Here is a 12,455-nt window from a genome sequence, read left to right on the forward strand (position 1 = left end):
CCTTCATGAGCTTTGCACAAAAAAACCTATAGAATGACTTTTTTTCAAAATGTCCACTCTACAGGTTCCTTGTTATTACTTCGTGTCCTTGCTGTATTCCCGCATCTGCCCACCGTTTTCATCGTCGTATGCAATTAACACTAAGCCTAATTCATGTTCAAGCTGCTTTATCTTTTCCTTCTGATTTTCTGTGATATCGGCTATTTGATACATAATCCCACTCCTTGTTTAAAAGAATCATGGGATTATTATCACCTTATCTATTGGGATTATACGATACAAGCAGCTACCATACAGTTTTAATCAATTTGCGGCTTTGCTATTCTTGTTGTTTAATTCGATAATATTTACCAACTCCTCAATAATATCGTTTAAATTCATCCTGCTGGTATCTTTCTTAAGAATATCAGAAGTTTTATACATCAAAATTTCTTCGCGCTCACTCATAAAAATACCTCCAGTTGTTCACTCATATGTGTAATTTACACCTATTATATATCAGCTTACCCGTATATGTAAATTACATATATAAAAAATGAAGCAAAGGGACGGTTCTTATGCCTCATGATATGAGGCACGAGAACCGTCCCCGTGTTTCAAAAAGGAAAAACTCAAGTTCCCTCTACGATCTTATTTGCAGCTTTTCTGGCTCTCAAAAATCGGACTAGGTTTAAAACAATTACTTTTGAAACAGCGTAGGTTGGCACAGCCAATACCATTCCAAGTACTCCTGCCAGATTGCCGGCAGCCAATAGAATAATGATGATGGTGGCCGGATGTGTATCCAATGACTTACCTAAGATCATCGGGGATAGGAAGTTCCCTTCTATTTGCTGAGCGACAAGGATGACGACGATAACCAATAAAGCTTTCGTCGGTGACTCAAACAAAGCAACGAGCACAGCGGGGGCGCCGCCAATGATTGGGCCTACATAAGGAATAATGTTGGTAAAGGCAACTATGATCGCCAAGATCAATGCATACGGCAAATCAATGATTAAATAACCGATAAAAGACAAGGTTCCAACTGCCAGGGCAACCATAACCTGCCCCTGGATGTAGGCAGACAATGTCTCCCCTGTTTCTTTCAATATTTTCAGGCTCTCTTCTCTATATCCGGTTGGAATAAAATTTGAAACGGCTTTTGGAAAATTATGACCATCCTTAAACATGTAAAATAATAGAAATGGTACTGTGACAAGAATAATCGCTAGATTGGTGACCATTCCAAACAAACCCAAGAGTGCGTTCGTCAGCGTTTTTGGCAATGTATTTGCATATTCCATTAACCGTTGCTGCACCGTGTCGATAATTTCACTCTGAGTATTCCTGAAGCTTTTATATTCTGATGACTTGACCACATCTTTTAAAAATTCAGTGGTCTCATGGGCGAAGACCGGCAGATTATTGGCAAGATCCGTCGCCTGCTTCGACACAACTGGTACTAAACTGCTAATCGCCAGCACCAGGAGACCAATAAACCCGACATATATGATAAGGATCGAGGCTAGCCTGGGAAGCTTTTTACGCTCAAGAAAATTCACCAACGGATTTAACAGGAAATAAAGGAATCCAGTGATCAGAATGGGAAAGAAAACTGTTGAGAAAAAGACTCCTATAGGCTTAAACATAAAGGTGATTTTTGTTGAAACGAAAATAATCGTTAAAATTAGTAAAATTTGAATGAGCCAGAATTGGAATTTGGATTTTGCCACAGTTTATACCCCTTGCCTCAATATTTGGGTTAAAGTATATCAAAGTATTGGAATAATATACAGTATTTTCATAGTTATTTTAGCAGACTTTTCTATGTTCATTGTAAAAATTATTGAAGAAATAGGATAAGCGTCTCTACTTATCGCAGAAACGCTACTAAAAATTATTACACCACATTTTACAAATAATGAAACACGAAATTGTCAATTTCCTAATAAAGCCCAAAAAACGGGCCTGGCTCATTAGTTTGAGCCAAGCCTAAACTTTATTCTTATTTTACAAAAATGGCATTGGATAATAGTCGGAACAAGTAATCTGTATGATCACGAAAGCCGGCTTCTAATCCAATCAGAGTGATGTCTTTATCCTGCTCTTTGACAATGACAGCCTGCCCCTTGGCATCTGCTTTTTTATTAATCCAGTGGCCAGCCATAAAGAAATCTTCTTCGCTCCCTAAACTAGCAATTACTTCATCATTGCTTGTACCAGTATACCAAACAGGGCGGTAAACAAATCCAAGATCATCCTGGTCATAACCGGCACCTACCCCAGTTCCCGAATAATTTACCTTTACGATTACTGTTAGTAGTTTAACAAGCTAATATTTAATCCTTGTATTTATTGTGTTAATTCAGTGTTAATTCAGTGTAAATTTGCGCTCTTTACAAAAATTTTACATAGGATTTATAGGGTTTTATTCATTTTTGACAAATTCTATACATAAGAAATGTGCGAGGGGGAATTCATTCATGAATCGCAAAAGAACCTATTTTATAATCAATGATTTAGTATTTGAAGTTGAGAAACCAGAAATTATGGTGAAATATATTAAAAAAACACAGATTAAAATTGAAAATGAGGAATATAAAGAACTACGAAAAGAATTCGATGAAGATGTTTATCATATTATAAAGACACCTGATGGGTGGGTAATTTCGGAAAAAGAGTAACATAAGTTATTTTTAACATTAGAAAAAAAACCTAGATAATTCATCATTATCTAGGTACCCTTTCTTAGAGAACATCTCGTTTCAAAGAATTTTTAAGCAGTTTAATTTCTCCATTTGGTTTAGGAAATTCACTAATGTTTTCATATTTTTCGTCCCTATTTGGATTGGTTGAATCTTCAATCACATATTCCTTAAACGAGCAGCTGAATAGTTTACGCGCGATTCTTCCTTTTTCACCAATTAGGTTGAACCAGCTTTGCGCAACATAAAAAGGGTTCGTTAATATTCTATCAATAATAAAAGAAATGCTGTCTTGTTCTTCCTCTGATGTGAATTTTATTTTTGACGAAAGGGCTAAGATAAAATAGTTTTTCGACTTATCTACTTCCAGTAATTGAAGATGGTACCTCTCACGCTGCTTTTCATTGAAGCCCTTTAGTACCGATTCAATACTTTTATCAATATCTATTTCAAATTTACCCGCATCTCTCCAGCACGATATTCGTGGATCAAATAAAGACAGTGTTAGTATATAATATGCTGCATAGTTTTTGTGATCAAATACTTCATTGCATTTTTTTTCATCTTCCGGTACAACAATAAATTTTTTATAGTCTGCAAAAAAATGATCCATCATATCATACACCTTCTTTCAAACCTTAATAGAATGATTGAAAACAGTTATTCTCCTTATCTTTCAACATATCTTTTATATTTCTTTTTAAAAACTTAAATTCCTGCTTATTATTACATAAATCCACATTAATCATGGTTTTTACTAAAATAGTCCTATTACCTGATCAAAAAATGTCGTAAGAAGGAGTAACAAAATAATCCCGATAGCATTTGCCATCGGGATCCTCTACCTACTTATTAAATTACTTTTTCCTCCAAGCTCAATTCGTCTTCCCTGTTACGGGAAAATAATTTGGCAAGGGCTTCTGGCAAGGCAATCATCGCCGGCAAAAAGACCGGCAGCAGGATAAAGCATAGGACGACAAGACCTGTGATGACAGCTATTGCCAATTCACCCAACAGGATAATTCCGGATGGCATTAGTGTAGCAAAGGTGCCACCGAGTATAATGACTGCCGATATAATGACACCACCTGTATGTCTGGAAGCCAAAACGATTGCCTCTTTTGGCGACAGATGTTGATATTCCTTATAGCGCATCATTAAGAATATACTGTAGTCCACTCCCAAGGCTACAATGATGATGAAAGAGAAGAATGGAACAAAGGAAGAAATACCGGCATATCCCAGCCAATCTATGAAAATATAGTTAATGATGAACATCGCAGTATAATAGGCTCCTAAAAGAGACGCGGTGATAAAAACTGGTGTCCAGAACGAACGTATGACTAAGAACAAGACTAGTAATACTCCGATAATAACGATCGCGGTAGCTTTGTTCAAATCACGGCTCAATATATCGTTCATATCATTCGTTGTGGCGCTTGGTCCAGACACACCCGACTTGGCATGTGAAAGATTTGTGCCTTTTAGTCCATTGGAAACTGCTTTATTTATCTTATTAATCGTGTTTAAAGCGTCTTTAGAATAAGGATCATCTTCTAACACAATCGTCATCTTCGTAATTTTTCGATCATTGGACATGAACACGTCTAATGATTTTTTAAAGTTTTCATCCGTCAATGCTTCCTTCGGGATAAAGAAGGTTCTACTCGTATTAAACTGTGTTAAGAAACCATTCGTCTTTCCTAAACCGTCAGAAATTTGCTGTAAACCACCGTTTACTTCTGATAGCTTTTGTCCAAACGTACTGAATCCATTGAGACCTGCTACAAGCTGCTGCTGACCTGACTTCATCTGGCCAAGTCCATTGGTGACACTATTCATATTTGTTACGATTGTGCCTATTCCCGACGAAGCTTTCCCTAGACCATATTCAAGCTTTTTCAAACCATCGGCCATCTGGGATAAACCGCTGCTCATGCTGGCAAGATTATTATTTGCAGTAGCAAAACCAGCCGTTACTGCATTATAATTTTCATTTAATGTGTTGATTCCTTCAGGTGTAATTTGACTTAAAGACGATGATACCTGATCAATTGTTTGCTTTAGTGCTAGGTAATTGGTGTCATTACTCGAATTTGAATAACTGCTGCCTAAAGCATCCACCATGGTCTGCATTTGCGTGAGTGCGCTTTTTACACCAAGCAATGCCTGTGCTGCACCTTGGTAGTGGGTTCCCATCTCAGCGTAGCCAGCCTGCATTTTTCCATAATTATCTGCTAACACCGCTACTCCACTGCTCATCTTTGACAAATTCGTTTGGATGGCAGCAATGCCGCTCATAATCGTTTGGGAGTTGCTTGATCCACCATCTATTCCGGATTGGATTTGCTTTAATCCATTTGTCAGCGCGGTCATGCCTTCTTGAAGCTTTGCTGTACCATCCACCATTTGGTTAACCTGTGAAAAGTCCGCTGATCCCAATTTTTCTTGAGCCAGCTTCAAGCCATCATTTATTTGTTCCACACCATCTTGAGTTTTTGAAATACCATCAGTTACAGACCCCATTTGACTGTCGACGTAAAAACCAGCAATTGGCTCTCCTTGAGGTTGTGTTGCCGAAGAAACCTGCTTAACCCCATTAATACTCTTGAGTCTCTCGGTCAAGTCATCAATGACGGCAAGTGATTCATTATTATCTAGTGTTTTGTTATTTTCAATGACAACAGTAGCTGGCATTGCCTGGCCTTTGCCAAAATGATCAGCCACAATATTAAATCCTTTAGAAGAAGGATATTTATTCCCAAGTTCTCCAATGGTATCAAAGTTGAGCTTTTCCTGATGTAAATACACCATTGGCCCAATGATCAAAAGTAATACAACGACTGTTATAATAGGATGCTTTGTTCCAAAGGAGGATGTTTTCCCCCAGAACTTGTTTTCCTTATGACCCAATACATTCTTTGAAGGCCAGAAGAGCTTCTTGCCTAAAACTTTCATAATGAATGGTGTTAAGGTCAAAATTTCAAGCAAGAGTATGGTTACACCTATGACGACAACCACACCGGATTTATAAATTGGTGATTCGGCAAAAACGAGAGCAAGAAACGCGATAAATACCGTTAATATGCTATAAGCTATCGTCTTACCCGCCGTTTTATAGGTGATTACGATGGAATCATCAATCGAGTTGCCATGGGATAGTTCCTCCCTAAATCGATTGAAAAGAAGGATGTTGTAATCAGTACCAATACCAAAAAGAATGAGTATAAGCAGCATTTGGGTCAGACTTGTTATCGGAAACCCTGCTTTATCAATTAATTGAGCGGCGATTCCCATCGAACATAAATAGGAAAAGGCTACTGCTATTAAGGAAATAAAAGGTGTAACTACTGACCTGAATGCAAGGATAAGGACAACTAAAATAAAAATAACGGTCAATGCAGCACTTTTCTCGACTCCTGCTTGTGATGCCTTCAAATAATCATTATTGATAAAATCTTCACCGCTAAGATAATATTCAACAGGTACTTTACTAAGTTTGCTGTCTAGTTGTTCTTTGATATCATCTATTTCTCTTGCTTTCTTATCGAGTTTGAAGCTTACCATCAGTGTGGTACCATCTTTAGAAATTAAAGAGCTTTTTGCTTCAGGTATACTAAAAGGATCAATCATGTCCGCAATACCAAGCTCTGAGCTGTCATCGCGTATGGCCTCTACAGCATCACCAATTTTTTTCATTTCATCATTAGAAATTTTATGTTTATCGTAAAAAACGATAATGTTGTTCGTACCTTTAGTGGTCTCCATCTTTTTTAGGATATGATCAGCGATAGCTGAAGGACTGTCATTACTCGTTCCTTGCTGCCCTTTTTGCCGCAATATGGCATTGATATCCGGTTGAATGACTGTAAGCAATATGGTCGCAATTAACCAAATGGCAAAAATTGCCCAACGGCTTTTTATGATTGTTTTCACCTTGCAGCTCCCTCCCGTGTTGTTTTTTAATGCTTAAATTCCCTGTTGGTTTCTCTCGGAAAGTATAAAACATCAAAAAATCCTTTTTCACAATAGTCACTATAGCAAGGTGGAAAGATGGGTTCAAAGTGCAAAAAAGAACGAGCGTGTTAAAATAATACATTTAAAACAATTTGTATTATTAATTCATCACCTGATTAAAGATTTCGAACAACTCTTCTTTCTGGTAATTATATTCTTTACTCATCCAATTCTGTAAAATGGTCATAAATGAAGTGGCATATAAGTCACAAATGACATCAGGATACTTCGACTGATTGATTTTTTTAGAAATGGGATCGTTTTCTGTTTTGGAATGTTCCCGTATAATATCACTTGCAATTTTCACCATGCTTTTGAATAAAATATGTCCCTCAGACCCTAATAAAGTATTTTCGAATAACACCGAATTTTTTTCTACATAATCAACCAGTAATTTAAAGGGGTCAGCATTCGATTTTTTATTCAAATGAATAATTTCTTCAGATAAATGATAAATAAAATCTTTGAGTAAACTGTATTTATCTTCATAATAACGATAAAACGTTGTGCGATGAATTAAGGCATCATCACATATATCCTGAATCGTGATGGAAGAGAATCGTTTAGTCTGCAGAACATGAATAAAACTTTGGATGATTTGGCGTCTCGTGCGTTCGGTTGTATAGTTCATAGTGCACATTCCTTATATTAATTTTTTAAGGATAATCGAAATACTAGCGAAATCTATTGTACGGTTATATTTCAATAGATAGCAAGACAAGAATAGACCTACTCCATGCGTAGACTAAAAAAACTGTCAAAAAAGGCCCGAAGGTATTCCTTTGAGCCTGTTAAGTAACTTAATTTAGTTTTATAATACTTTCACCAAGAACCGAAGTTCCCCAAAGTAATGATAAATGATCTTTGCCTTTCACTGGTCCAACGCCTTCAGGAGTACCCGTAAAGATTAAATCCCCTTCCCCTAATCCAAAGTTTAGGGCGATGAAATCAATTATGGTCTGCAAATCAAAGATCATATTTTTTATGTTCCCTTGCTGTACCTTGTTACCATTTATAAGAAGAGAAAAATCGGTCTTCTTCATTTCTTCTATCCCAGGAAAGGAGATAAATTTGCTCACAATAGCTGAGTTCGGAAATCCTTTTGCCAATAGCCATGGCTGGCCTTTTTTCTTGAGTTCACTTTGAACATCCCGTAAGGTAAAATCGATGCCAATGGCCATACTGTCGACTATTTCCTCTACTCTCATCCCTTTTTCATAAGATTTTCCTATCCTTATCACTATTTCTGTTTCAAAATGGATAGAACCTCGATTTCCAGGCAGTAAAATTTCCTGACCAACAGCTTCCGCCAAGGCATGAGTAGGTTTGGAAAAAATAATCGGAGAAGTCGGCACTTCATTTTGCAGTTCCTTAGCATGCTCAGCGTAGTTTCGACCGACGCAGTAGATATTAGAAATCTTATTCATGACAATCCCTCATTTTATTGTAATTATTAAAACTTACTCTTAACATCAACTATACAACAAGGAATCGCTTAAAACATGCTCAACCGATATTTTCTTGACAAAAGTTCTAGAAGTTTAAGTCCAGCCACACTGTTCCCTTTTTCATCCAAAGCGGGGCCGAAAATGCCAATACCAAATTTACCAGGTACAGACCCCATGATCCCGCCTGATACCCCACTTTTAGCCGGGATGCCTATTTTTATGGCGAATTCACCGGAAGCATTATACATTCCGCACGTAACCATAAATGTTTTGCAAATTCTCGCTACATCGTCAGGCATAATTCTTTTTCCGTTAAGTGGATCAACGCCATCCATTGCAAAAATCATCCCAATTCTTGCTAAATCCAAACAATTCATTTCTACCGCACACTGTTTGGTGTATAAATCTAATAATGTTTCAACATCCTCAGTGATAATATTATGCTGCTTGAGAAAATAGCAAAGTGCCCGGTTTAAGTCAGCCGATTCAAACTCCGAGCGGGCTACCGTCTTACTATAGCCAATGGCAGGGTCGCCTGCCAATTCCCGGATAAAGCCTAATAACCGATTGAACCGCTCCTCTACTGAATCCCCTTTTATCATATGAGTTACGACAAGTGCCCCGGCATTGATCATCGGATTTAATGGTTTGGCTGGAGCCATGGTTTCCAACTTTGCAATTGAATTAAACGGGTCACCGGTTGGCTCCATCCCAACTCGTTCAAACACGTAGTGAAAGCCATTTTCTATTAAAACCAATGCTAAGCTAATAACCTTTGAAACACTTTGCAAGGTAAACTTTTTATCAATATCTCCTGCAGAGATACATCTTCCGTCTGGATAGTTTATCGCAATCGACAACGCATGAGGATTTGCTTTACCCAGCTCGGGAATATAATCTGCGACTTTCCCATCTTTCGTACATCGTTTTGCTTCTTCCACTAATCTCTTTAATTCGTCACTCGATTGACATGGCATTATTCATCACCCGTAGTATATGCACCTTTAATTTTATTTTTTTGATAAGCCATTCCATTCAATTCGATACAAATCATGTCTCCGGTCACGTAATTGCCGCATCGAACCGGAATTCCGCGAGCGTCTCAATTTCTCAAGGTCAACATCGCCAACCACGACGGTATCAACGTTCGCATCACATTCCCCGACAATCCCGTCCCTTGCGAACTCAAAATCGGCCGGCGAGAAAATACCAGATTGTGCATATTGAATATCCATGTTTTCTACATGGGTTAGATTGCCCACAGTTCCGGCAATACAGGTATAAACTTGGTTTTCGATGGCACGGGCCTGGGCACAGTAGCGTACGCGAAGATAGCTTTGCCGATCTTCTGCACTAAAGGGGACAAAAATAATATTGGCGCCCTTTTCAACTGCAATTCGTGAGAGTTCAGGAAACTCGATGTCGTAGGATATCTGGATGGCAATTTTTCCGCAATCCGTCTCAAATACATTGATCTCATTTCCTTCAGCGATTCCCCACCACTTTTTCTCGTTAGGTGTCACATGAAGCTTCGATTGTTTTTCAATGGTGCCGTCCCGCCGAAAAAGAAAACCTACGTTGAATATATCTCCATCTTCTTCGATAAAATGGGTTCCGCCGACAATATTGATGTTATATCTTACAGCAAGCTGCGTAAACAGTTCTATATACTGATCTGTAAAGGTCGAAAGGCGCCTTACTGCCCGGTCTGGCCTTTTTTCTTCAAGAAAGGACATCAATTGGGTCGTGAATATTTCTGGAAATACCACAAAATCTGAACCAAAATCGGCTGCAACGTCCACATAATATTGCACTTGTGTACTAAAATCTTCATAAGAGTCAATTTTCTTCATCATATATTGGACGACGCAAATTCTAACGGGGAATGATGTACGATAAATACGCTTTGATTTTGGCCGATAATCGACATTATTCCATTCCATCAAGGTGGCCATTGAATCGGACGCTTTGTCGTCTGGGAGGTAGCTCGTATTTAGCCGTTTAATTTTAAAGCCTTGCAGAAGCTGAAAGGATAACACAGGGTCATAAATGTTATGCTTCTCCACTTCTTCTACATATTGCCTTGCTGTCATTTCATCCTTGTATTTGTGATAGTTTGGGATTCGTCCGCCAATAATGATGCTTTCAAGATTTAAACGAACAGCAAGCTCCTTTCGAGCCTCATAAAGACGGTGACCTAATTTCATGCGCCGATATTCAGGATCAACCATCACTTCAATCCCATATAGATTAAGTCCACTTGGGTCGTGATTCGTGATATACCCATGGTCTGTAATGGTGTCCCAGGTGTGCTGATCGTCGTATTCGTCAAAATTGACGATAAGGCTTGAACAGGAACCTACGATTTTACCCTCGTATTCCACACAAATCTGACCCTCAGGAAAAATTCGAATATGGCTAATCAGTTGCTCCCGCTTCCATGGGTCCATGTTGGGGAAACAAACTTTACCCAGCGCAATAATAGCATCTATGTCTTCCATAAGGATGTTGCGGATCTCAATTTTCTTCTCGTATTTGGACATATCTGTCTCTGACATGGTTTTCACACCCCTGCTCTCAAAGTAAAGCTATGAAGTTCCATTAAAAAATCCTTATCTTAAATTGCATTTTTGATTTAGGATGCCCTTATTTCAAAGTCAAATTCAAGTACACAGAAAAAGCTGACTAAAAAAGGTGTCATTCACACCATTTAGTCAGCTTCTTTTTCCTTCATGATTAATTTACTATTTTTCGTATATCCGTCTCAAATAGTGAATACTTTCATCAATAAAAGGTTCCTTGGTTCCTTCAATCAGAATATTGATATATGGTTTTTTTGCCTTTACTAAGTTAAACAACTTATCGTAATGCAACAAGCCTTTTCCAACTGGAACTTGTTTCAAAGAGTTGCCCTCAATGATAAAGTCTTTGGCATGGAAAATAACGATCCTATCTCCCAACAAAGCAAATGCTTCTTCAAATATCTCATCCTGCTGTAAATAGTTATCAATGGTTAAGAGATTCACAGGGTCAAAAATAACTTGTAAATGATGCGAGTCAATCATATCTAAAAGACGCTTCAAGGTTTGAACAGAATAGACGGGATGATTGACACCTGCCTCAACCCCAACAATGACACCAAATTTTTCTGCCTCTTTTACCAGTTCTGAGACACTTTCAACTACCTCCATAAAAGGCTTTTCTTTAAAATTTTCTTTCGTGTAAACAATCTCTGCGTTGACATTGCCTGTTTCTGTCCCGACGATGCTGCAACCAAAATCCCTTGCAAATCGGATATGTTCTTTAAAACGGTCAAGGCCTTTTGTTCTCTCTGTTAAATCTGGATGAATCATATTAATATAACAACCTAAGACGGCAATTTGAATTCCCCTGTCAGAAAAAGCTCTACCCACATGGCTGGCAAGGCCAGGAGATAGACTTCCTGATTCCGGATAAAGGAGTGGCAATGACTTGCTTAATGCCAACTGAGCACAACTCAACCCTTTATCCGCTATTTTTGTCACCAGTTCTTCTAATGAATTTGCTTCGATATCATGGGCCCGAATCCCTAAATTCATAGTAATCCACCTCTTTCGTTCTATAAGCCAAACATGTCTTCAAAAATGTTAACGTGAACAATTTACTAAACTACTTTCTGTTCCTCTCTTTGTTTTCCCTTTCCTCTCCGGGTAACGACGAAGGAAACAGCCAAAAGACCGATGATTTCGCCAGTGGAAGCTGCAATAGCACCTGCCTTGCCATTCAACCCTGGATACCAATACACCAATGGAATAATCATCAGGATAACAGCGATCATATTAAAAATTTGCGGTTTCAATAGAGATTTTGTGCTCTTTTGAAGCATAAGAATCCCGCCAAAATAATCAACCCACGGAAAGACCAAGGTCTTAAAGATAAAGAATTTTAATACTTCGAGGCTTTCTGCCGCCAATTTCGGTTCCGCCCCTAATACCGTGCTCATAAACCAAGGACCCGCGCTAGTGAAACTAAGACTAGCCAAAAAGACAGATGGAACAATACTAAAAACAATTACACATCTTAAAACTGTCTGTTTGTTATGTTCATAAAATTGCAGAACAATTTGGTGTGTGTACATAAAAAAACTGAGAATCAGGTTAGTAATGCTAAACGCAAGTGCAAAGGAGGCAATCCCTAAATGAACATCCTGAATTTTGCCAAGAAACGCATAAATCATCGGAATTAAGATGGTCTGAAAGGACAAATAAAAAACCAACGGAAAATAAAAGGCAGAAATGTCTTTTTGTCTTAAAGCAGTATCAGG

The 12,455-nt window shown here is 38.2% G+C and carries 12 protein-coding genes and 1 pseudogene; 1 reads left to right on the plus strand and 12 read right to left on the minus strand.

Features of this window, described 5'->3' with window-relative positions; genetic code table 11:
* Positions 1–75: 75 nt before the first annotated feature.
* The 4 genes from ACNQGS_RS28320 to ACNQGS_RS28335 form a co-directional block, all read right to left on the minus strand.
* Positions 76–213, minus strand: coding sequence for a hypothetical protein (locus tag ACNQGS_RS28320; protein WP_491490287.1), 138 nt, complete (start codon positions 211–213; stop codon positions 76–78).
* A gap of 90 nt (positions 214–303) precedes the next feature.
* The gene (locus ACNQGS_RS28325; RefSeq protein ID WP_491490288.1) at positions 304–447 is read right to left on the minus strand and encodes a hypothetical protein; all 144 of its coding nucleotides are present in this window, start codon (positions 445–447) and stop codon (positions 304–306) included.
* Between the two features lie 164 nt (positions 448–611).
* Complete coding sequence (locus ACNQGS_RS28330) at positions 612–1,715, minus strand: AI-2E family transporter (RefSeq protein WP_491490289.1); 1,104 nt, start codon at positions 1,713–1,715, stop codon at positions 612–614.
* A 272-nt stretch (positions 1,716–1,987) separates the two neighbouring features.
* Complete coding sequence (locus tag ACNQGS_RS28335; protein WP_491490290.1) at positions 1,988–2,149, minus strand: hypothetical protein; 162 nt, start codon at positions 2,147–2,149, stop codon at positions 1,988–1,990.
* Between the two features lie 316 nt (positions 2,150–2,465).
* Here ACNQGS_RS28335 and ACNQGS_RS28340 point away from each other — a divergent pair, with 316 nt between their 5' ends.
* On the plus strand, positions 2,466–2,666 hold the full coding sequence (locus ACNQGS_RS28340) for a hypothetical protein (protein WP_491490291.1): 201 nt from the start codon (positions 2,466–2,468) through the stop codon (positions 2,664–2,666).
* Between the two features lie 64 nt (positions 2,667–2,730).
* Here the strand turns inward: ACNQGS_RS28340 and ACNQGS_RS28345 are convergent, their stop codons facing one another.
* The 8 genes and pseudogenes from ACNQGS_RS28345 to ACNQGS_RS28380 all read right to left on the minus strand — a co-directional run.
* The gene (locus tag ACNQGS_RS28345) at positions 2,731–3,303 is read right to left on the minus strand and encodes a hypothetical protein (protein ID WP_491490292.1); all 573 of its coding nucleotides are present in this window, start codon (positions 3,301–3,303) and stop codon (positions 2,731–2,733) included.
* A 236-nt stretch (positions 3,304–3,539) separates the two neighbouring features.
* Positions 3,540–6,623, minus strand: coding sequence for an MMPL family transporter (locus tag ACNQGS_RS28350; RefSeq protein ID WP_491490293.1), 3,084 nt, complete (start codon positions 6,621–6,623; stop codon positions 3,540–3,542).
* A 181-nt stretch (positions 6,624–6,804) separates the two neighbouring features.
* Positions 6,805–7,335, minus strand: coding sequence for a TetR/AcrR family transcriptional regulator (locus ACNQGS_RS28355; protein ID WP_491490294.1), 531 nt, complete (start codon positions 7,333–7,335; stop codon positions 6,805–6,807).
* A 169-nt stretch (positions 7,336–7,504) separates the two neighbouring features.
* Complete coding sequence (locus tag ACNQGS_RS28360; protein WP_491490295.1) at positions 7,505–8,131, minus strand: fumarylacetoacetate hydrolase family protein; 627 nt, start codon at positions 8,129–8,131, stop codon at positions 7,505–7,507.
* Positions 8,132–8,199: 68 nt separating this feature from the next.
* Entirely contained in the window at positions 8,200–9,129 is a 930-nt protein-coding gene (gene glsA / locus ACNQGS_RS28365; protein WP_491490296.1) for a glutaminase A, read from the minus strand.
* Positions 9,130–9,162: 33 nt separating this feature from the next.
* Complete coding sequence (locus ACNQGS_RS28370; RefSeq protein WP_491490297.1) at positions 9,163–10,710, minus strand: GNAT family N-acetyltransferase; 1,548 nt, start codon at positions 10,708–10,710, stop codon at positions 9,163–9,165.
* Positions 10,711–10,896: 186 nt separating this feature from the next.
* The gene (locus ACNQGS_RS28375; protein WP_491490298.1) at positions 10,897–11,730 is read right to left on the minus strand and encodes a sugar phosphate isomerase/epimerase family protein; all 834 of its coding nucleotides are present in this window, start codon (positions 11,728–11,730) and stop codon (positions 10,897–10,899) included.
* 65 nt (positions 11,731–11,795) lie between these two features.
* Positions 11,796–12,455 (minus strand): annotated as a pseudogene (locus ACNQGS_RS28380) (multi antimicrobial extrusion protein MatE); the annotation flags it as partial.

It is taken from the genome of Neobacillus sp. PVCKKU3, from assembly GCF_058323225.1.